Origin of the sequence: Corynebacterium sp. ACRPH, from assembly GCF_022347285.1 — a bacterium.
Lineage (GTDB): Bacteria > Actinomycetota > Actinomycetes > Mycobacteriales > Mycobacteriaceae > Corynebacterium.
Window position 1 is genome coordinate 1 of the sequence record NZ_JAKRND010000017.1, and the last position, 20,139, is coordinate 20,139.

A 20,139-nucleotide genomic window follows, 5' to 3' on the forward strand; every position below is an offset into this window, starting at 1 on the left:
GGATCGTTCTCGTACATCGCGACCGCGTCACGCTTGAACTGATCCGAATAAACCTTCCTAGGCATGGAGGTAGATTACCTTTCCCCGACCCAACACGGCCGGAATCAGAGGTGTCTACCAAACAGGGGTCAGGTCCGATTTAGGGTATATCCACCATGGTGTGAAGGGCTGAACTCCAGCGCTTTAAAGACTCAAAAGCAGCAACAGGCATCGTTTACAGAATTCTGACCGCCTATTCCTCCCGGATAGGCGGTAGGAAGTGTTTCTTATTAGCTAGCTTGCCTACTTTTTGTCATGGATTGTGAGTAGATAGCCATCGGGGTCTGAAGTGTTCCAGATTTTCCCATCTACTCAAACGGAACAAAACCTGGGACACTTCACATCGGGGTCTTTCACACCTCGAGATTGTTGACACAATGCATCAGCGTAAGCAACGGATGAGTGACCTGGTCGATGCCTACGTGTGTTTGCCTGGCGGCGCTGGAACGTTAGACGAATTTTTTGATGCGTGGACAGCTCAACAACTCGGGCTTCATAGCAAGCCCATTGCCCTTTTTGGTTCAAGTTTCTGGGCACCTACGGTATCGATGCTCAAGCATATGGCAGACGAGGGATTTATTCGTCAAGATGATGTCGACACGCTTATTGTCGCCGACACCGTTGATGAACTTCTCGTCGCGCTCAATTCTTGGGCTGCGCCGTGCCCCAAGTGGAATTAGTTTCTAAATTGTATTGCAGTAGGTACCGAGTAAAGCGATATTTGTTTGCATTTGCTGGACTGGAAGCTATACCGCGAACGGGTCGTGGTCCGGGTCGCTGTTAACTTGAATCTCTAGGTCATGGGCGATCTTCTCCGCAAGTGGAGCGCCGAAGAAGTGGGAGACGAAGGCGACGGCCATATCTATACCCGCGGCCACACCGGACGACGTCCAACGATCTCGGTCGTGCACCCACCGGGAAGAGCTTTTCCAGTCGATGTCCTTGCCGAAAGACGTGGCCCAATCAAACGCAAGCTTATTGCTGGTGGCGGCGTATCCCTCCAGCAGACCAGCTGCAGCCAAAACCGCTGAACCCGTGCATACCGAGCAGACAAGTGAGGCGCAGCTCGCGACCCTATCGATGCGGGCCAGGAAATCTGCATCTTTGACGAGAGCTCGCGTTCCTTGGCCACCGGGGACCACAATGGTGTCGCAATCTAGGGAATCGAAGGCCGTATCGGGGAGAATCTTTACACCTTGGGAGCTGGCTACAGGTTCCCTATCCGCGGAGGCGAATTCCACCTGTAGGCCAGGCACCTTGGAGAAAATTTCGGCAGGCCCAAAGACATCCAGCAGCTCAAACCCGTCGAAAAGAATAAACGCTACGCGCTGTGGTCGTCCGTTATTCATGGGTCTGCCCTCGAACCTGCTGCATTTCTTCGTGCAGTAAGAACTGATCGATCGCGATCGCAGTGGCCACGCCGGTGCCCATCGCCTGAGAAACCTGGTCGGGGGAGCTGGTGACATTGCCGGCTGTCCACAGTCCGGCTTTGGAGGTCCGGCCACTGGGTTGCCTAACTACCCAGCCGTTTTCGGATTCACAACCAGCTGCTAGCAGCAGTTGATCATTGGGGTGGAATTCCGGGCCGGTGAAGCACGCTTCAAAGGCGCGGGTAGTAAAGGCAGAGTCGCCACTTTCGTTGGGATCGGCGATGCTCACCAGAACTCCCGCTTCTGACTCAGGGTCGGGTTGCACCTCGGTGACGTGGGCGTCCATAAGAGCAACACCGCGCTTCTCGAACAGTGCACGGTCGGCTTCGTCAAGGGAGAGCCCATTGGTGAAGAACGTGACGCGATCGGTCCACTTCCGCATCAAGTGCACCATATGCGTCGTAAACCTGGGGTTCTTTCCGCCGATGACGGCAAGGTCGCGCCCCCGGACCTCGTAGCCGTGGCAATAAGGGCAGTGGAAAACTCGCGATCCCCAAAGCTCGGCTAAGCCCGGTACGTCTGGCAGTTCGTCGGTGATGCCCGTCGCAATGAGTACCTGTCGGGCCGGAAACTGCTGTCCGTCGGCCGTAGTGGCCGTCCATGCGTTGTCTGTTTGCTCGAGGGAGGTGACCTCACCCTGGGTCACTTCACCGCCGAAAGTCATGAATTCTTTGCGGCCTTGGTCCAGCAGCTCCATTGGGTTAGCCCCGTCACGGCCCAAAATGCCATGGGAATGGGCGCTGAAGCGGTTACGCGGTTTTCCGCTGTCGATGATTCCTACGGTCCGCTGAGCCCGGGCGAGGGTAACACCCGCCGCAGTGCCCGCAAACCCTCCGCCGATGATGAGTACGTCGAGTGGTTCAGTCGCATTGCATGCCATGATCTACTCCCTTCGAGGATCGTTACACTCGGCCACTGTACCTGCATGTTTGGTGCGATTCGCGCGACGGAAAGGTGGAGTATCGTGCAAACCTACTCTGAAAAGGCGATTCGGAAGAGCTTTATCAACTGCTCTAAGGGTGCCGCTGCGCGCATCAATATTCCGCCACACGTTCTGGGAGCGGATTTGGGGGAGCCAGGTGTTTGTCAGCTGGGCGGTCCCCAATGCGCCCCAGCGGGCATACCTCGTCGCGAAGTCCGCACAGGTTAACTACGGCAGCATCGGTACGTACATGTGCAGCGCCGAGGCGTATCTCACCAGTATTTATTGAAAACGTATTGACAACGTAGCAGGTGAGAGGGCAGTATAGAAAGCGTCGAAGCAACCTACTGGCCCGCCTAATCCTAGGGAAGTGGCTCCATGGTTGCCTGTAATAAAGGAGTTCATCATGAGCTGCACTACCCACGCCGATCATGATCACAAGCACGGCCCGAACTGTGGTCACGTCGCCATCCCGCACGGCGACCACGTCGATTACGTCCACGATGGCCACCTGCACCGCGAGCACGAGGGGCACTGGGACGAGTGCGAGACCACGGAGCATCAGGTCCACGAGGATCACGACCACGAGCATGGCCCGAACTGCGGCCACGTCGCCGTTCCGCACGACGACCACGTGGACTACATTCACGACGGCCACCGTCACGCCAAGCACGGTGACCACTGGGACGATCACTAAAGCTCGATCACTAAAGCTGCGGAGAGGGGTGACTACTCAATAGTCACTCCGGTAACATAGGCCACCTGAAACGCCAGTGAAAGGAGCGTTGGGTGACTTACCCGCAAGGAAACGACGATCAGACCCGCATGTTCAACACGCAGGGCAATAGCGGTTATGGCGGCTACAATTCTGGCTACAACAATCAGCAGCAGTACCCGCAGGGCTATAACTCTGGCTACAACCAGCCCCCGCGGGACCCGCGCGAAGGCCTGCTGGCCGGCCGTTACGACGGCAAGAAGGTTGCGATGAACCTCATAGTCCTCGCTGTTCTGGCCGCGGCTGTTACTTTCGCTGCGGTGTTCATCGTGGATCTCTTGGTGGGCTTTATCCCTGGTGAGGCTTCCGCGGGCGTAGGACCTGCCGTACTGACTGGAGTGATTGCGGGCGTCATCGGCGTACTCGCCGGGCTCCTGTACATACCGGTTTCCGGTACGGGCAACGAGCACCTCTTTGGCATGGCCGTGATCGCGCTGGCATCAGTCGCCGCGATCGCATGGGTGCTCGCGGGCGGACTGCTAAGTGGCGACTGGGGGACGTTGGTCACGCTCACGGGCATTGTTTGCACCGCCGCAATCGCGTACGTGGTGCCTACCCGCATCGAATCGGCTGCGGTCTACGGCCCGCGCCGATAGTTCAAAAAAAAAGGGGGCGGGGGATAAGAAGCCCCTTAAATTTCGTTATCAATCCGAGATTCTTTCGGGATTTAGTGCTTTTTCGGTTGACGCACCCCGGGGGAGAGTGCGTAAGTTTGCGTACTTAGTGGCAGCCGCCCGGCAAACACCCGGGGCGCGATACTTCGCGTAACTGCCAGCGTGCAGTCGCAAAGCGCGGCCGCGTAGACATCAAACAATCGATATGAGGCCAGCCACCCGGTCGGCTTCGCAGAAGGAGTTTTCGTCTACATGAATAAGTCCGTAAAGACCGCTTTCGCCCGCATCGGTATGGCCGCAGGCCTGGTTGCTGCTCCGGCAGCCGCCGCAGCTGTGGCAGCCCCGGCCGCACAGGCCGCACCAGTAAGCGCCTGGGATCAGGTTGCGCAATGCGAGTCCGGTGGCAACTGGAGCATCAACACGGGCAACGGCTACTACGGCGGGCTGCAGTTCAGTGCTCAGACCTGGTCTGGCTTCGGTGGCACGAAGTACGCCCCAACCGCTAACCAGGCCACGAAGGCGCAGCAGATTGAGATCGCCGAGAAGGTCCTGGCCAAGCAGGGTGCAGGCGCTTGGCCGAACTGCGGCAAGGTGCTCGGCTAATCGCTTGAGCTAGGTACCGGACTAATTTAGTACCGGGCTAACTTAAGCGTCCAGGTACTTTTCCGGAATATCTAGAGCCACCAGGTCCTCCCGGGACTTGGTGGATTTTTCTAGTGCTACCTTCACCACGTGGCGCATCTGATCCTCGGGATCGGGGATGCGGCGCTGTTCGGACATGAGCACGGTCAGGATCTCCGGCTGATCCTTGAAGCAGTGCCAGACCACGGCGTTTGCCAGCGATTCCAACACTAGGCCGCGCGGCTGCAGGGCCTGCTTCGGCCGGTCGGCGCGCTTGCCTCCACCGCGCGGGCGGACGTGCAGATCCTGCTGGCCGATGCCCACGATGGAGCCGTCCTTGTTGTAAATGATGGAGGTGTACGGCACGTTGCAGTAGCCGTCCTCTTCGACGGTTTCGGTGATCCAGTTGATCAGCTCGGGCGTGAGATCCACGTCCATGTATGCCCCACTGCGACCGGGCTTGAGGAATTGGAAGGTGCCGGTACGGGTCCAGGCTTCGTATTCAGTGCCAAGACGGCGGGCGATCAGGGTGCCGAACAGCACATCCGTCATGGCAAACAGCGTTCCGCCGAAGGCGGCGCCGTGCATGTTGGCGTTCCACCAACGCAGGTTCAGCACGATGCGCGCGTGTGCCCAGTCTTCGGAAACGCGGGTCATCTTAATGCCGGAGCACAGCAGCGGTGGCCAGAGGTTCATCATGCGCCGCATGCGGTTCGGCTTCTCGATCATCTTGTCTGCGAAGGCCGGTACTGCCTTCATTTGTGCGCGGTAAATCTTCTTCAGAGGTTTCATGATGCGTTTATGCTACCGCGAGACCGCTAGCGGTAAGCAGGTATAAAAGTATTCTCTTTTTGTTGACGCCCCTACGCCCGCGCCGCCCCGCACGCTTGTTCGAAACTTAAGGTGGATGCTCGCCGGGACTGTCCAGGGCGATTGCTAGCGTGTTGGACTATGAGCAAGAGGGTAAGTGGGCGTGTATCCGCTCGTGCAGCGGCGCTGCTAGTGGGCGTGAGTTTGCTGCTCGGTGGGTGCGCCGAGGGTGCGGAGTTCCTAGAGGGCGGAGGTTCGGCGTCACAAAGCTCGGAAGCACCGGTAGAACCGACCACAGAAACGGTGCCGGAGCAGCCAGAACAATCCGAGCCCCCAGAGCACCCCGAACCAGAGCCAGAGCAACCCGCAGCGCCGGAACGGTCGCTGCACCAGCAAAACATGCTGGATCTGCTGGAGACGTTGGCGGTCAAGGGGCGCGCGCCGAAGACGGGCTACAGCCGCGACGAGTTCGGCCAGCGGTGGAAGGATATCGACCGCAACGGTTGCGACCAGCGCAATGACATCCTCGCGCGCGACCTCACCAACGTGGAGGCGCCGAAAGGTTGCAAGGTGCTCAGTGGTGATCTGCAGGATCCCTATACCGACCAGCGCATCCACTTTGTCCGTGGGCAGAACACCAGCCGGGCAGTGCAGATCGACCACGTGGTGGCGCTGGCCGATGCCTGGCAGAAGGGTGCGCAGCAGCTTTCCCCGGAGCGGCGCGAGCAGTTTGCCAACGATCCGATGAACCTGCTGGCTGTGGATGGGCCGGCGAACATGCAAAAGGGTGCGGGCGATGCCGCGACGTGGCTGCCGGCGAATAAGGGTTTCCGCTGCACTTATGTCTCCATTCAGGTGCGTGTGAAGGCGGAGTACCAGCTGTGGGTTACGCAGGCGGAAAAGGCGGCGATTCAGCGCGAACTCGGCCGCTGCTAGAAGCCCACTACGAGGGTGTGCGCAGTGGGCTTCCCAGCTGCCGGCCGCGAGGGCTGGAAACGCTGCGGTCGCCGGGCACCCAGAAGCGGAGTAAGGCATCCGCGTTCTTGGTGATCCCTATGCGTTTGCCACGGGTGATCTCTGGGATAGCTGTGCGTGGGGTCAGGGTAAACGGGGCAGCAGGGGATGAGGTATCGCCTGCGCCAGAAATCACTTGATCAACCGCCGAGCCATTAAGGTCCAGGTTCAAACCAAGTGCTGCGCCCAGGTTTCCCGGCCCACGCGCAAGCGCTTCATCCGCGGGCTTTGATCCGCGCCGGGCACGGGCAATATCGAGCCCCTCGATGAGTTTTCCTGCGCGCAGCAGTACTCCTCCAGCCTCGCCATCGGGGCTGCACACCAGGTTGCCGGCACGGTGGATGCCGTAACTGGCATACACGTAGAGGTGCTGGGGAGGGCCAAACATAACCTCGCAACGAGGGGTCGGGCCGTTGAAGGCATGGGAGGCTTCGTCTGCAGTCCCTAGGTAGGCCTCGACCTCGGTCAACTCGATAGCCACTCCGCCGTGGCGCAAGACCGCGCCCAACAAAAGAGGGGCGACGACGTCGGCGGGTTGGGTGAAGTCGATTCTCTTTGCGCTTCGATCCATGTAGCCATTGTGGTGCTATTGCCCTAAACCCGCCAAGGTTGGTCCATTGTTGCCGAAAACTAGACTGCTTAGTCTATAATCGTTGAAACGATACGCGCCGGATCGGTTCACCCGGCGCCGACAAGCGCGACTACGCGCGACCAAGCACTAGTTCGAAGAGGAGTTTCCATGGCCCACAACACAGATGCCATCCACGCAGGCTACGAGCCCGACGAGTTCATGGGCTCCATCAACGTGCCGATCTACGCCTCCACCACGTTCGCCCAGGATGCACCGAACGATCTGCGCGGAGGCTACGAGTACGGCCGCGTGGCGAACCCCACCGTCGATTCGCTGGCCCGCACGGTCGCCGCCTTGGAGGGTGGCAAGCACGGTCGCGTCTACGCTTCCGGCATGGCCGCCACCGATCACCTGCTGCGCGTGCTGCTGCGCCCCGGCGACCACGTGATCATGGGGCACGACGCTTACGGCGGCACGTATCGCCTGATCGCCACCGTTTTCAAGGACTGGAACGTGGACTTCACCGTGGTTGACACCACCGACCCCGAGGCCGTCCGTGCGGCGCTGACCCCGCAGACGAAGCTGGTGTGGCTGGAGACCCCGACGAACCCGCTGCTCGCCGTGACCGACATCGCCGCTATCGCCGAGGTGCTCTCCGACGAGTTTGGTAATGACGCCCCCACGCGCCCGAAGCTGATCGTGGATAACACCTTCTGCAGCCCCTACCTGCAGCGCCCCCTGGACCACGGAGCGGATGTGGTGCTGCACTCCACCACGAAGTACATCGGCGGGCACTCCGATGTGGTCGGCGGCGCGATCGTCAGCAACGATGCACAGCTGGACGAGGATCTGGACTTCCTGCTCGGCGGTGCGGGCCCGATTGCTTCGCCTTTCGATGCCTACCTGAATGCCCGTGGCCTGAAGACCCTGGGCGTGCGGATGGATCGCCACTGTTCGAACGCGCAGGCCATCGCGGAATACTTGGATGAGCGGGAGGAAGTCGCCACCGTCCTGTACCCGGGTCTGCCGCAGCACCCTGGACACGAGGTGGCCAAGCGCCAGTCCACCGGCAAGGGGTTTGGTGGCATGATCTCCGTGCGCTTCCACTCCGAGGAAGCGGCACTGAAGTTCTGCCAATCCACCAAGCTGATCTGTCTGGCGGAGTCGCTGGGCGGCGTGGAATCGCTGCTGGAGCACCCGGCGACGATGACTCACCAGTCGGTTGCGGGATCCCAGCTGGAGGTTCCGCGCGACCTGGTGCGCATTTCCATTGGTATTGAGGATCTGGAGGATCTGCTCGCAGATGTCGCGCAGGCTCTGGAACAGCTTTAAAATACGGGGCTTATGAAGTCCTTTTCTTCTTCCAAGTCCCTCACCGCCCTAGCCACCGCAAGCGCCCTAGCCGTCAGCGCCATCGCAGCCACCCCGGCGCAGGCCATTGCCCCGTCCGAAGGCAACGGCTCGAGCACCGCCCCGATCACCCAGCCCGTCGACCCGGACTCCAATCCGAACAACCCAGAAGCCACTAATGAAGGCTCGTTGGCCGGCAGCATTGAGGCTGCGAACCCGGGTGCCGAATGGCTGTTGAAGACCTTCCCGCTGGGCAGCACCGACCCCGCAGGTTCCCTGGGTAAAGATGCACCGCCGATCGCAGGCATCTTGGCCTGGGTCGGCGGTGTCGTAGGTGCTTTTGCCCTGGGCGCGGCACTCGTCGGTGGGTACCAACACGCCGTGCAGCAGGGCTGGATCCAACCGCTGTAGCGGTTGGGCGCTAGCCAGGAACGGTATTTAGCTAGCCGGTCGTGGGTTAGGCGTCATCGGCAACACCGGAGTAACCAAGCTCGTCGAATACCTGCTTGACCTCGCCGGGCTTCGGGGCGATGAGCTTGGACTCTAGAACCATGTCCTTGTCCTTGTTGAAGATGAACACGATCGTGTTGCCCCGGTCTTTAACGTAGCCGGCGTACTCGTTTGGCTTGTCGTTTACAATCTCTGCGCCGCCGTCCTTGAATTCCTTTTCCTTGACGTCGACGTACTCCTTGTCTTTGATGAAGTCCACGTCCCAGTAGGCCCAGCCCGAGCCTCGCACGCCCTTACAGTTCGCACCGGTCATGTCACGGGGCTTCTTGGAGGAGTCGTAGTAGTTCAGGGTGAAGGTTCCATCTTTGCACTTATTGATCAGGTCGTTAACCTTCTCCGGCATTGCATCCTTGTAGGTGGCGGGGAGGGAATCATCGGGTCCGCCGACGTCGCCCCTCTGTGCTGCGGTGGAGCTGGGCGCGCTCGAAGTCTCGGAAGAGGTGGACTCCTCGGAGCTCTCTTCGGATCCTTCCTCAGTGCTTTCTTCAGTGGACTCGTCGGCGCCCTCGGACTGGGAGGTCGAAGTTTCGTCGGAGTCGGTACCTTCATCATCCTTGGCCAGCAGGAAGAAGCCGCCTACTGCCAGGGCAATGACGACAGCAAGGGCGATGATGATGCCGATAACCTTGCCTGTGCCTCCGCCGGAGTTTAGGTTTTGACCGTAGGAGCTGGCAGCACCGCCAGCGAAGGGGTTCTGGCCGGGCTGACCGGGCTGGCTGGGCTGACCGGGCTGACCGGGTTGGCTGTAGCCACCCTGGTTAAAAGGATTCTGGCCGGGCTGTCCAGGCGCACCCGGCTGGCCGTAGCCGCCTTGCGGGCCGGGCTGACCGTAGCCCCCGGGCTGCGGCTGCTGTGCGCCGTACGGCTGACCGCCTTGCGGCTGGTTCTGGTTTGCGCCCCACTGGGTGGTCTCGTCACTTGGGTTGGAGCCGTTGTTAAAGGGGTTGTTCTCCCCGTTGTTGCCGCCCTGGTTGGGCTGGTTGTCGAAGGGATTATTGTTCGTCATGAGGGGGCAGGTCCTTAAATCTCTGGAAACGTCGTTTTCGGCTTTTGGTGCCTGGGAAGCAAATGGCGCCCGGTCTCGTGTGAAGGGCGCCTTCCCGCGGCGCTCAGTAGGTCAAATGTTACGAGATCCGCGGGATGTTCCTACTCGTTATTCTTTTATTGGAATAGGGGTGAATAGCGGGGGGGGGGATTCCTCTGTGCTGAAGCTAAGGCCTCTTGTAGCCCAACTGGGTGAGAGCCTCTTGCAGGGCGGATTCGTCTTCGAAGTGCATCTTGGTTTCCATGGCGATGCCCTTGGACTTGTTAATGACGAATAGGAATGGCTTGGAACCCTGAAGTAGGTAGCCCGCGAAGTTGTCTGGGTCATCGGACCAAATTTTAGCGCCCTGTTTCTTCACGTAGTCGATTTCCTCAGGTACGAATTTCGCATCACGGACGAAGTCCACTTTCTTGAACTCCCAAGCGGAGTCCCATACACCGGTGCACTGCACGCCCTTGACCCTGCGGTTGTTATCGCGTGCCAGTTCGAAGGTGCCGTTACGGCAGTCGTACACCAGATCCTGCATCTGCTTGGGCATCGCGTCGGCATAAGTCCTGTCCATCGAATGATCCGGGCCGCCGATATCGCCAGCCTTCGCAGGCTCCTTAGAGGAAGATGAAGTCTCCGAGGTGCTGGAATCCGAGCTGGATTCGGAGGAGCTCTCGCTGGTCTCCTCCGACGAGCCAGACTCTTCAGAGCTCGACGAGGAACTGGAGGCGTCCGTGCTCTCTTCGTCATCCTTGTTCAGTAGGAAGAAACCACCAACGATCAGGCCGATTACGACCACTGCGGCGACGATGATGCCGATGATCTTGCCGCCGTTGCCACCGCCGTTACCTCCGACATTGCCTGGCTGGCCGTACGCGCCATAAGGCTGCGAGTTGAACGGATTCTGACCCGGCTGGCCCGGTTGGCCGTACCCCTGCTGACCGAAGCCTTGCTGGCCATACCCCTGCGGGCCGTATCCCGGTTGGCTCGGTTGCCCCTGCTGGCCGTACGGCTGTTGACCATAACCTGACTGGCTCGGCTGACCCTGTTGTCCTTGGTTCTGGTTGCTCGGGAACTGTTGATTACCGTAGCTCTGCTGGCCAAACGGATTCTGGGGCTGATTTGGGTTCTGTCCCGGGTTGTTCTGGGAACCATCTCCGGGGCCGGGGTAACCGCCTCCGTAATTATTAGTCATAAGAATTCCTTAAGGGGATGCCATAACCTTTGCTAAAGGGAAAGGTTAATGCATGGCTTTCTCTATTGCAGTGTTCTGCAGGTATTGTCTCAAACCACAGCTAAATGGCCCTCGCGGCCTATGGTTGGTCGCTACATTGGAATCCATGAGTTCCACGAATGCAGAGTCCATGAATGAAGGATCCACGCCCACCCCACCAACCAACTCCCGCGTCGCCGTCGTCACTGGCGCGAGTGCCGGCATCGGCGAGGCGACCGCGAAGCTGCTGGCTGCGGACGGCTGGCATATGGTTCTGGCCGCGCGCCGTGCAGAAAAGCTAGAGCAGGTAGCGAAAACGATTGCCCAGGAGGGCGGCAAGGCTACGCCCCTTGTGCTGGATGTGACGGATAGGGCGTCAATAGATAATTTCACCGCAGCGCTCGCCGAGCTGACGGGCTCCAAGCTAGACCTACTGGTCAACAATGCAGGCGGCGCGCGGGGGCTTGACCCCGTGCTGGAAGCCGATCCGGAGGATTGGCGCTGGATGTTCGAGGCGAACGTGATGGGCACCCTGGAGGTCACGCGCGCGCTGTTCGATCAGCTGCAGGTGGCGGACGCGCCGCAGGTTATTAATGTGGTTTCCGTTGCTGGTCGCGGCGCCTACCGCGGGGGTGCGGGCTACAACGCGGCGAAATTCGGGCAGACTGCCCTGACCGACGTGATGCGCATGGAGTTCGCCGAGGCGGGCGTGCGCGTCTGCCAGGTGGATCCGGGCCGGGTGGCTACCGACTTCAGCTTAAACCGCTTCAAGGGCGACGCAGAGCGGGCCGAGGAGGTTTACGCGGACAAGCTAAACCTGCAGGCAGAGGACATCGGCGAGGCCATTCGCTGGATCGCGGACCGCCCCCGCCACATGGATGTGGAGTCCATCATGATCCGCCCGCTCGACCAGGTCTAAAGTTTGGCGCACGAGGTGCTCGGCGGGTCAGTCGCGCCGGGTTATCCCCGGCAACCAGGGTCTACTGGAAGGTGACGGCAGTGCCGGTCGCGCTGACCATCACCATGCCGCCCTGGCCCAGGGACTCGTAGTCCACGTCCACGCCGACGATGCCGTGCGCGCCCATCTCCAGCGCGCGATCCACCATCTCCTTCAGTGCGCTCTCGCGAGCCTGCAGGATCTCGCCCTCGTATGCGGAGGAGCGGCCACCGGTGATGTTGCGGAAGCCCGCGCCGATGTCCTTGAACATGTTGATACCGGCCACCGTCTCGCCCGAGACGATGCGCAGGTACTGCCCAATGGTGTGGCCCTCGACGGTGTTGGTGGTAGTGACGATCATGGCGTTGTTAGCCTTTCTGCGAGTCTTTCTTAATGACGCCCACGTCTGCCGCGGGCGCGCTTATGCAACTGACTATAGAGGACTGCGTGGGTTGCGCGCGCGTGAAAACCTCAGTTGGCCTTCCGGCTAGGGTGGGGGCATGGTCACCGTGATCGCCAGCCCGCAGTCCACCTCCGACGATCTCCAGCCGCTGAAGTTGGAGGACCTGCCGGAAGACCTCGTCGCCGCAGTGGGTGGCGCCAAGCACGTGGAAATGTTCACCGGGGCTGGCATGTCCGCCGATTCCGGTTTGGATACCTTCCGCGACGCGCAGACCGGCATCTGGTCGCATGTAGATCCCCAGGCGATGGCCACTTTGGATTCTTGGGCGAAGGATCCCGAGCCCATGCTTGCCTGGTATCTGTGGCGGGCGGTGCTATGCCGCCGCGCAGAGGCAAACGCGGGGCACCGGGCGATAGGTGAGTGGGCGGAACGAGGGGGCGTCACCGTACACGTAACAACCCAAAACATCGACGACCTGCACGAGCGTGGCGGCAGTAAGAACGTGGCGCACCTACATGGGAGCCTGTTTCGCTATCGCTGCAGCATTTGTAGCAAGCCCGCGCGCATGCCCGAGCTGCCCGAGAAGCAGGTGGAGCGCGTCACGCCTCCGACGTGCTCACTGTGCGGGAATCCGGTGCGGCCGGGAGTGGTGTGGTTCGGCGAGCCGCTGCCGCACCGGGAGTGGGAGGCAGCCGAGGAGGCAATGCGGGCGGCGGATCTGGTGGTGATCATTGGCACGTCGGGAGTGGTGTGGCCCGCCGCAGGCCTGCCCGCGATCGCGGCCCGGCGCGGCACGCTTATCGTGGAGATCTCGCCCGCGCGCACCGACCTGACCGATATGTGCACATGGTCGCTGCGCACGACCGCAGCGAACGGGGCACCGCTGGTGGTGGAGGCGGCGGAGGGCGCCTAGCGTGGCGCTGAGTCAGCCCCGCTAGTTCTGCGGATTCGGAGGAGCCGGCTGGCTATTCTTCGGCATCAGGCCGGCGTTCATCGGCGGGATCTTGTGGTTCGGGTCGAACATCTGCGCCTCGATCTCCGGAGCCAGCGTTTCCGCGAAGATGTTGTTGAAGTGGTGCGCATCGCGGTAGACCGCCATGTTGCCGATGATGGAAGGGCACCAATCCTCGCGGCACACCGCAGCAGTCAGATCCATGAGGGTTACATCCATGCCCTTGTACGCTTCGATGGAAGGATCCACAGGAAGCAGGGAATCCCAAACGCTCTGGCCGCACTCGGCGTTGATGGCCAGCACTTCGTCGAAGTTCGGGCGGCCGGGGTTCGCAAGGCCGGGGAAGTCCGCGTTTTCCGCAACCTCGCCCTGCTTGCCTTCCATCATCTCGGCCACGCAGGCGCGCATGTCACGGGGAGCGCCCTCATCGGTGGTCTGCCACGGGTTATCGCGCATCAGCCAACTGTGAATCCCCTGGTCCGTGAAGCTCTGCACCAGATCCTTGTACTCTTGCGGCACCTGCTCCGGGCCAGCGCCACCGATCGAGGTTGGGCGCGTACCGGTCATGAAGATGCCTTCTGTCGGCGGGTTCTCCTTGATGTAATCCACGACCTTCTCCGACCAGCTGAGGCAGGAGGGGTACTCCTCGCCATTGACACGCGTGATCTTGGCGTTTACCGGGCAGCCCATCTTCAGCAGCGGGATCATCTTCACGTGCCGGTTGCGGCCCACGATGTCCAGCGCCGGAATGTAGTGCTCGGAATGCGAGCCGCCGATCACATAGATGGTCTTGTCGGAGTTGACGTCGCCATACGCGCATTCCTCGTCGGAACGGTTGAAATTCTTCGTCAGGATCAGAGCATCGCTATCGAAACCGATCTGGCAACCATCGGGCTGCGTCTGCGGCAGCAGGGCGTGGAAGTCCTCCAGCGGCGGCACGATCGGCATGTTCTCCGGCACGGGGGCGTTCACCAGGAAGCTCGCCGCGCCGGGGTAGATCGACCTATCTGCGGCCAACTCCCACAACTGTTCGCTGTTCACATCCTCGCGGTGCTGTAGATACTTTGGTGACGCCACCACAGACCCAGCGAGCACCAGAATCAGCACGGCATAGACGGCCTTCGGCCAGGCGGACAGGGACTTTGCCCAGTACTTCGGGCTGAGCAGCACCCAGTTGCGCTCGGGCTTCTTGCCCTGGCGCAGGGGGCGCTCGATCAGCTTGTTGGAGAGCCAGGCCAGCACCACGCTGGCCGCGATCACGACTGCACCCAGGCCCGGGCTGACCTTGGGAACGTTGAAGTAGTAGACGCACAGCACCAGAATCGGCCAGTGCCATACGTACAGGGCGTAGCTGATGCGGCCCAGGAATTGGAATGGGCGCGTCAACAGCAGTCGGGTCACGCCGACGGGCTCGCCGGAGTGACCAGAAAGGACCACCAGCAGAGCACCACCCAGGGGAATTAGCGTCCACGGGCCGGGGAACTGGTCCGCGCCGTCCAGGAAGAGGCCGGTGCTGATGATCATGCCCAGGCCGACAATGCCCATCACGGTGCGGGTCCATCGACCCAACGGACGCAGCACGGGGTTGCCATTCGCGTCGCGGCGCAGCAACAGCATGCCCAGCAGGCCACCCAGGCCGATCTCCCAGAAGCGGCTCAGCGTGGAGTAGTAGTTGATGGTCTGGTCTTCAAAGTGGAAGTACGTGGCGTAGGTGAAAGAAAGCACCGTCGCGGCGGTGAGCACAACCAGCAGGGCCGGGCGTGCGTACTTCCGGAAGATGAGGGCAAGCAGGGTAACGACCACCAGGGATGCTACGTAAATCTGCAGCTGCGCCGACATGGACCACAGGTGTTGGAAGGGGCTGACGGTGGTGCGCACAGAGGTGTATTCGCGGCCGGAGTACGCCAGCTGCCAGTTGATGTAGTAGCCCAGGGAAGCCACCGCATCCTTTGCCATCTGTACGTGCACCAGGCGATTCATGAGAAGTAGCGACGCCGCCAATACGCTGGCGACCACCACTGCGAGTAGTGGGAATAGTCGCCGGATGATGCGAATCAGAGACTGAATGAAGGTGAGCCCCTTCGGGTTCTGCGCGTTGCGCAGCTGGCTGCCGAAGAAGAAGATGCCGCCGAGTAGCAAGAACACGTCCACGCCGGAACTAACCTTGCCGACGAAAACGTGGAAGATCACGACCAGGCCGATGGCTAGGCCGCGCAGACCTTCGATGTCGTAGCGCATCATGCTGGACGATGCGCCGGGCTTACCGGAGGTGCCCTTGGTCGTGGCGCCGGCCTCTGCCGTTGCCTTTTGCTTTACCTTTGTGGCGTTGGACTGCTCTGCCTTCGTGGCTGCGCTATCGTCCGCCGAAGAGTTTCCCTGTGCCATAACTTGAATAAGTCTATTGAGCAGCGGGAAAAATATCGAAACGACTCACCCGAGAAGGCCTCAAGCTGCGACGGCGGTCACTCTAGGCCCGGGAGAGGCTACTCGAAGTACACGTCCTCCAAAGACAGCGCCTTTGCAGCGCTGGCCTGGTTACGGGCAGTTTCTACATAGCGCGCCGCGTGGGCGATGAAGCCCTGGCGCTCCTCCTCCGTTAGTTCGCGGCGCACCTTCGCGGGAAGGCCGGCGGCCAAGAATCCCGCCGGAATTTGCTGCCCTTCCAGCACTACCGCGCCCGCGGCGACGAGGCTGCCGCCGCCGATAGTGGAACCTGATAGCAGTGCCGATTGCATGCCAATCAGCGTTCCCGCCCCCACATGCGAGGAGTGAACCAGCGCCTGGTGGCCGATCGTTACATCGTCTTCCAACACACATTCCTGGCCGCGCTCCACGTGCATCACGGAGTTATCCTGCACGTTCGTCCGCTCGCCGATGCGGATCGCGCCTACGTCGCCGCGCAGTACGCACCCGTAGAACACGGAGGAATCCGCCCCGATTTCCACATCCCCAATGATCGTCACGCCCGGGGAGATCATCGCGCTGCGGTGGATCCTGGGCGTCTTGCCCTGATACGGAAGGATAATCGGTGCTGCATTCATGTTTCCCACCCTAACTATTTTTGGACGCCCACGCTTCCCTTTGCCTGGAATACCCCACCTAACCCTGCAGGATCGGTAGCGTTGGCGTCATGAGTAAGAACACCACGAACGACGACCACCCGGTAACGATCCTCGTCGTCCACCACAGCCCGACCGAGAAGGCGCAGAAACTCGCGGACACGGTACTCGCGGCAGCACGCGCCGCTGCAGAGGAAGTGAATGCTGAGCTGAGTCCGGCCACAAGCGAGGGAGCTGGCCAGCCCTCCGTTCAGGTGCTGGAACGCCAGGCTCTGGAGCCGGACGTGGAGGAACTCCGCGGAGCAGATGCCATCATCCTGGGCACTACTGCCAACTTTGGCTATATCTCCGGCGCCCTGAAGCACTATTTCGACACGGTCTACGTGCCCGTCCTGGAAGAGAAGAAGGCCACTCCCACCAGCTGGTGGATCCGGGGTGGCTACGATACGACGGGTGCGGAAAAAGCCATGCGCTCCATCCTTACGGGGCTGGAGTGGGAAACGGTGGCCGAACCCGTCGAGTTCACTGGAGATATTGAGCCCCACTTGGCGGAGCTAGAGGCGATGGCTCAGGCTGTGGTGGGCCAAGCTGTGGCGTCAATAATCTAAAGGGATCTAAGAATAGAGCTCGTTAGCGCAGGTCGGACAGGACGCACGCAGCGCCTGCGGCGGCGGTGGTGACGGTCAGAACAGCAGGCCAGGCGCCGATCTTCTTAGCCAGCGGGTGGGAAAGACCAAACGCGGCCAGGTAACCGGCGGTCAGGCCCGTGGCAACACCCGCGCCAGCCTTGGCGTTCCAAGAGCGGGCAGCGTAGCCACCTGCAGCGGCCAGAATCACGCCACCGAGCGGGCGAATACCGGTCTCGCGGGCGGTCAGCCAGCCGCCGACCAGGCCAGCGATGACGACGGATGCGGTGTTGACTTCCTTCGCTGGCTTCAGGGTGGCGGTGGGCTTGAGCTTATTGAGCTGATTCTTCTTCGACATGCCAACAACTCTACGCCGGTGTAGGGGGACTAGTTTCGCAAATGAATCAGAAGTAGGACTAGGGTGGCAACCAGACCTAACCTTTTTGCCGATCCAAAACCACGAGGAGGCATGTGTTCCATGGTTGAACGCATCGATACCCGGTTGACCAGACTCTGGGGAATCGATAAGCCCATCATCGGTGCACCAATGGCGGGGCGCTCCGACGGCCACCTGGCAGCCGCCGTCAGCCGCGCCGGTGGATTGGGAATGTTCGGCGCCGGTGCCGGAACCAAGCCCGAATGGATTCTGGAGAACGCGCGCATCGCAGCAGAGGCAGGTCCCTACGGAATCGGCCTGATGGTGTGGGCGCTGGAAGACAACCCGGCCCAATTCGACGCAGTGCTGGAGGCGAAGCCAAAGGTAGTGAGCCTGGGCTTCGGCGACCCCAAGCCCTATGTGGACCGTGCCCACCAGGCCGGAATCTCCGTCGTTGCCCCAATCAACACCATGGCACAGCTGCGTCAGGCACTGGCCGCAGGCGTGGACGCTGTTTGCGTGCAGGGAACGGACGCCGGCGGGCACACCGGGCGCATCGGCACGCTGCCACTGCTGCAGATCGTGATGGAATACATGCAGGTCAACGCGCCGGGCGTGCCGATCGCTGCCGCGGGTGGCATCGCCACAGGCAGGGGTGTGGCCTCCGTGTTGGTGGCAGGCGCCGACGCAGCATGGGTTGGCACCGCACTGCTGGCCTCCCCGGAAGCCGCCGGTGCGCCCGAGCTGCGACAGGCCGCGATCAAGGCCACGGCCAGCCGGACCGTGCTGACCGACATCTACGACCGCGCCGAAAAGCAAAAGTGGGATACGGAGCAGTGGCCCACCCGCACCGTGCGCAATGCATTCGTGGACGTGTACCGCCCGCTGTCCGAAGCGGGGGAGGTTACCGACGAGGAACTGATCGCGGCCCGGGCCGAGGGCGGGGACTTTGCCGACGAGCTGAAGCTGCACGCGGGTCAGGGCGTGGAGCTGCTGCGGGCAGAGGTGCCCGCCGGTGAGGTCGTGCAGGGTATGTACGACGAAGCGCTGCACTGCCTCGGGCGTTTCGCCTAAAGAGGAAACCGCATGGACATCGACCGCGTGTACAACTGGCGCGACCGACAGCGCCAAGGTCTGTATCTAGTGGACCGGTTGTGGCCTAGGGGCGTCAAGAAAGAAAGCCTAGATTTGGCCGGTTGGCCGAAAGAACTAACGCCCAGCAGCGACCTGCGCCGAGAGTTCCACAATGGCTTGGGCTTTGCCGAGTTCCGTGAGAAGTACGTGGCGGAGCTGGAGGAACGGAAAGCCGCAGGGGAGCTGGACGATGCGCTGACTGCATTGCGCGACTACCAGGAGCGGGTGACCGAGGAAGGCGCTCCGGAGCTCCTGCTGCTGTATGCCGCGAAAGAAAAAGAGCACAACCATGCGGTTGTGCTCCGAGATTGGCTGGCACCCCAGCTGGAAAGCTAAGGCGCCGGCTAACTAGCCAATCGCGCTAGAGGCGCTGGCGCGACAGGAAGTTCCAAACCTCCTGGGAAGCATCCGGAACGCGGTTCCAGGTGTGGTTCTGCGGGTTCAGGATCAGCTGCAGCTCCTTGCGGGCGCTGGGGTACACGTGGCGCTCGCCGCCCCGGATGTGGGTGACGCGCGGCGGGTAGCCACAGCCGTTACGCTTCGCGTAGCTACCCACCAGGTCGCGAACAGCCAGGTAGTGGGCGCCGTTGTGGCGGTAGCCACCGTTGATCTTCATCATCGTGTCGCCACGGCCATGCATGATCAGGAACGGGATTGCGCGGTTCTTGCAGCCCATGTTCACCGGATCGTAGTAAGCACCGCCGACGGCAGCGGCTGTGGCATGGGAGGCAGCTGGGGGAGCTGGGGGACAGAGCCCTGCGGGGCAGCATTTGCCTCCGGGGCGTTCTAGGTAGCCACGCCCGCGGTACCGAATGCGGTGGCCAGCACCAGCGACAGCGCTACGACAATGCGCTGAAAGGAAGGCAAGAAGGAGCTAAGAGATCGATTCACGAATGTGACTATACATATATGTGAATACATACATATATGTGAATACTCTGCCAATTTGATTGAGGAAATCTGGCTGGCTGGAGTTTGCATTGGAGTTCGCGCTGTAGAAGTTCCTGATCATGGTCTGTATGCTGAGTAGCATGATTACTGAAATTTTTGCGGCAAATACTTTCCTACTCGCTGAGGGCTCTGCAGTTCCGCCATTGGGCATGATCGGCTGGGTTGTCATCGGTGGCCTGGCTGGTTGGATCGGTTCCAAGATCATGGGTACCGACGAGCAGATGGGCTTCTTCCTCAACATCATCGTCGGCATTATCGGCGGCTTCTTGGGCGGCTGGGTCCTCGGCCTGCTGGGAGTCGGCAGCGGCGGCTGGATCTGGAGCTTCCTGACCTGCCTGTTGGGCGCCTGCATCCTGATCTTCATCGTCGGTCTGGTCACCGGAAAGCGCAAGAAGTAAGCAACCGTAATCGGCAACTGCCGCTACAGGCTGGAGCTGGGGTTTAGTCGACCAGCAACATAGCAAGCGCACTTTCGCCCAAACGTGCGCTTTCGTTTTCTAGGCCTAGGCCAAGCCACATTACGAGAAGCAGGATAACCAGCGCGCAGATGATAAAGATCAGTGCGCCGATAAAGAAATAAGACCGGAAGGGGCCACTTTTGGACTCTTCCTTCAGAGGCACCTCAACCATCGGTTGGGGGCCTTTTTTCTGTGGGTCTACGGCCGGTGTGCCCGTCTCATCGACGAAGCCGCCACGTTGGACGGATACCGCCCGGAACGTGCCCGTATCGCGTTGCTGGCTCTGCATCGGTCTTCTCCGGTTCGTAGATCTTAGTGGGGCTTTCTGTTTCAGCTGCATG

General features: G+C 61.0%; 26 protein-coding genes. 14 read left to right on the forward strand and 12 right to left on the reverse strand.

Annotation, left to right across the window (positions count from 1 at the left end; translation table 11 throughout):
* Positions 1-63: 63 nt before the first annotated feature.
* Positions 64-228 (forward strand): MepB family protein, encoded by a 165-nt coding sequence (locus MHX66_RS10640; protein WP_370646298.1) that lies wholly within the window; start codon positions 64-66, stop codon positions 226-228.
* Positions 229-416: 188 nt separating this feature from the next.
* Positions 417-719, forward strand: coding sequence for an LOG family protein (locus tag MHX66_RS08820; protein WP_239202331.1), 303 nt, complete (start codon positions 417-419; stop codon positions 717-719).
* A 66-nt stretch (positions 720-785) separates the two neighbouring features.
* Here MHX66_RS08820 and MHX66_RS08825 read toward each other — a convergent pair whose 3' ends face one another.
* Together MHX66_RS08825 and MHX66_RS08830 are read right to left on the reverse strand one after the other, a co-directional pair.
* Complete coding sequence (locus MHX66_RS08825; protein WP_239202333.1) at positions 786-1,388, reverse strand: DJ-1/PfpI family protein; 603 nt, start codon at positions 1,386-1,388, stop codon at positions 786-788.
* A complete protein-coding gene (locus MHX66_RS08830; protein ID WP_239202335.1) occupies positions 1,381-2,349 on the reverse strand; it encodes an NAD(P)/FAD-dependent oxidoreductase in 969 nt (322 codons plus the stop codon). Before MHX66_RS08830 ends, MHX66_RS08825 begins: the two co-directional genes overlap by 8 nt.
* A 448-nt stretch (positions 2,350-2,797) precedes the next feature.
* On the opposite strand from MHX66_RS08830, the gene MHX66_RS08835 reads away from it, so the two are divergent.
* The 3 genes from MHX66_RS08835 (at position 2,798) to MHX66_RS08845 (ending at position 4,383) form a co-directional block, all read left to right on the forward strand.
* The gene (locus MHX66_RS08835; protein WP_239202337.1) at positions 2,798-3,088 is read left to right on the forward strand and encodes a hypothetical protein; all 291 of its coding nucleotides are present in this window, start codon (positions 2,798-2,800) and stop codon (positions 3,086-3,088) included.
* 92 nt (positions 3,089-3,180) lie between these two features.
* A complete protein-coding gene (locus MHX66_RS08840) occupies positions 3,181-3,762 on the forward strand; it encodes a hypothetical protein (protein ID WP_239202339.1) in 582 nt (193 codons plus the stop codon).
* A 270-nt stretch (positions 3,763-4,032) separates the two neighbouring features.
* Positions 4,033-4,383: a transglycosylase family protein gene (locus MHX66_RS08845; protein WP_239202344.1), complete on the forward strand. Its 351-nt coding sequence runs from the start codon at positions 4,033-4,035 to the stop codon at positions 4,381-4,383.
* A 42-nt stretch (positions 4,384-4,425) separates the two neighbouring features.
* Here the strand turns inward: MHX66_RS08845 and MHX66_RS08850 are convergent, their stop codons facing one another.
* Positions 4,426-5,193, reverse strand: a complete 768-nt coding sequence (locus MHX66_RS08850) for a PaaI family thioesterase (RefSeq protein WP_239202345.1) — start codon at positions 5,191-5,193, stop codon at positions 4,426-4,428.
* 159 nt (positions 5,194-5,352) lie between these two features.
* Between MHX66_RS08850 and MHX66_RS08855 the strand changes: the two genes are divergently transcribed.
* Positions 5,353-6,147: an HNH endonuclease family protein gene (locus tag MHX66_RS08855; RefSeq protein ID WP_255717347.1), complete on the forward strand. Its 795-nt coding sequence runs from the start codon at positions 5,353-5,355 to the stop codon at positions 6,145-6,147.
* A 7-nt stretch (positions 6,148-6,154) separates the two neighbouring features.
* On the opposite strand, the gene MHX66_RS08860 is transcribed toward MHX66_RS08855, so the two are convergent.
* The gene (locus MHX66_RS08860) at positions 6,155-6,796 is read right to left on the reverse strand and encodes a DNA-3-methyladenine glycosylase (RefSeq protein ID WP_239202346.1); all 642 of its coding nucleotides are present in this window, start codon (positions 6,794-6,796) and stop codon (positions 6,155-6,157) included.
* Between the two features lie 168 nt (positions 6,797-6,964).
* Here MHX66_RS08860 and MHX66_RS08865 point away from each other — a divergent pair, with 168 nt between their 5' ends.
* Positions 6,965-8,128 carry a cystathionine gamma-synthase gene (locus MHX66_RS08865; RefSeq protein ID WP_239202348.1) on the forward strand — a complete coding sequence of 388 codons (1,164 nt, stop codon included), beginning with the start codon at positions 6,965-6,967 and terminating at the stop codon, positions 8,126-8,128.
* 12 nt (positions 8,129-8,140) lie between these two features.
* Positions 8,141-8,557, forward strand: a complete 417-nt coding sequence (locus MHX66_RS08870) for a hypothetical protein (RefSeq protein WP_239202350.1) — start codon at positions 8,141-8,143, stop codon at positions 8,555-8,557.
* A 46-nt stretch (positions 8,558-8,603) separates the two neighbouring features.
* On the opposite strand, the gene MHX66_RS08875 is transcribed toward MHX66_RS08870, so the two are convergent.
* Positions 8,604-9,662 (reverse strand): hypothetical protein, encoded by a 1,059-nt coding sequence (locus MHX66_RS08875; protein ID WP_239202352.1) that lies wholly within the window; start codon positions 9,660-9,662, stop codon positions 8,604-8,606.
* Positions 9,663-9,867: 205 nt separating this feature from the next.
* Positions 9,868-10,884: a hypothetical protein gene (locus MHX66_RS08880; RefSeq protein ID WP_239202354.1), complete on the reverse strand. Its 1,017-nt coding sequence runs from the start codon at positions 10,882-10,884 to the stop codon at positions 9,868-9,870.
* Positions 10,885-11,029: 145 nt separating this feature from the next.
* Between MHX66_RS08880 and MHX66_RS08885 the strand changes: the two genes are divergently transcribed.
* Positions 11,030-11,821: an SDR family oxidoreductase gene (locus tag MHX66_RS08885; RefSeq protein WP_239202356.1), complete on the forward strand. Its 792-nt coding sequence runs from the start codon at positions 11,030-11,032 to the stop codon at positions 11,819-11,821.
* Between the two features lie 61 nt (positions 11,822-11,882).
* Here MHX66_RS08885 and MHX66_RS08890 read toward each other — a convergent pair whose 3' ends face one another.
* Entirely contained in the window at positions 11,883-12,200 is a 318-nt protein-coding gene (locus MHX66_RS08890; protein WP_035003371.1) for a YbjQ family protein, read from the reverse strand.
* 139 nt (positions 12,201-12,339) lie between these two features.
* Between MHX66_RS08890 and MHX66_RS08895 the strand changes: the two genes are divergently transcribed.
* On the forward strand, positions 12,340-13,155 hold the full coding sequence (locus MHX66_RS08895) for an NAD-dependent deacylase (RefSeq protein ID WP_304504321.1): 816 nt from the start codon (positions 12,340-12,342) through the stop codon (positions 13,153-13,155).
* A gap of 21 nt (positions 13,156-13,176) precedes the next feature.
* Here MHX66_RS08895 and MHX66_RS08900 read toward each other — a convergent pair whose 3' ends face one another.
* Both MHX66_RS08900 and MHX66_RS08905 read right to left on the reverse strand, forming a co-directional pair.
* Entirely contained in the window at positions 13,177-15,579 is a 2,403-nt protein-coding gene (locus MHX66_RS08900) for an acyltransferase family protein (RefSeq protein ID WP_239202358.1), read from the reverse strand.
* 98 nt (positions 15,580-15,677) lie between these two features.
* Positions 15,678-16,235, reverse strand: a complete 558-nt coding sequence (locus tag MHX66_RS08905; protein WP_239202360.1) for a gamma carbonic anhydrase family protein — start codon at positions 16,233-16,235, stop codon at positions 15,678-15,680.
* An 89-nt stretch (positions 16,236-16,324) separates the two neighbouring features.
* Between MHX66_RS08905 and MHX66_RS08910 the strand changes: the two genes are divergently transcribed.
* On the forward strand, positions 16,325-16,861 hold the full coding sequence (locus tag MHX66_RS08910; protein WP_239202362.1) for an NAD(P)H-dependent oxidoreductase: 537 nt from the start codon (positions 16,325-16,327) through the stop codon (positions 16,859-16,861).
* A 22-nt stretch (positions 16,862-16,883) separates the two neighbouring features.
* Here MHX66_RS08910 and MHX66_RS08915 read toward each other — a convergent pair whose 3' ends face one another.
* Positions 16,884-17,237 (reverse strand): hypothetical protein, encoded by a 354-nt coding sequence (locus MHX66_RS08915; RefSeq protein ID WP_239202364.1) that lies wholly within the window; start codon positions 17,235-17,237, stop codon positions 16,884-16,886.
* Positions 17,238-17,357: 120 nt separating this feature from the next.
* Here MHX66_RS08915 and MHX66_RS08920 point away from each other — a divergent pair, with 120 nt between their 5' ends.
* Positions 17,358-18,329 carry a nitronate monooxygenase family protein gene (locus tag MHX66_RS08920; RefSeq protein WP_239202366.1) on the forward strand — a complete coding sequence of 324 codons (972 nt, stop codon included), beginning with the start codon at positions 17,358-17,360 and terminating at the stop codon, positions 18,327-18,329.
* A 12-nt stretch (positions 18,330-18,341) separates the two neighbouring features.
* Positions 18,342-18,725: a DUF488 domain-containing protein gene (locus tag MHX66_RS08925; RefSeq protein ID WP_239202368.1), complete on the forward strand. Its 384-nt coding sequence runs from the start codon at positions 18,342-18,344 to the stop codon at positions 18,723-18,725.
* Positions 18,726-18,750: 25 nt separating this feature from the next.
* On the opposite strand, the gene MHX66_RS08930 is transcribed toward MHX66_RS08925, so the two are convergent.
* Entirely contained in the window at positions 18,751-19,065 is a 315-nt protein-coding gene (locus MHX66_RS08930; protein ID WP_239202371.1) for a hypothetical protein, read from the reverse strand.
* A gap of 355 nt (positions 19,066-19,420) precedes the next feature.
* Here MHX66_RS08930 and MHX66_RS08935 point away from each other — a divergent pair, with 355 nt between their 5' ends.
* Positions 19,421-19,738: a GlsB/YeaQ/YmgE family stress response membrane protein gene (locus MHX66_RS08935; protein ID WP_239202373.1), complete on the forward strand. Its 318-nt coding sequence runs from the start codon at positions 19,421-19,423 to the stop codon at positions 19,736-19,738.
* A 43-nt stretch (positions 19,739-19,781) separates the two neighbouring features.
* Here the strand turns inward: MHX66_RS08935 and MHX66_RS08940 are convergent, their stop codons facing one another.
* Positions 19,782-20,087 (reverse strand): hypothetical protein, encoded by a 306-nt coding sequence (locus MHX66_RS08940; protein ID WP_239202375.1) that lies wholly within the window; start codon positions 20,085-20,087, stop codon positions 19,782-19,784.
* Positions 20,088-20,139 lie beyond the last annotated feature (52 nt).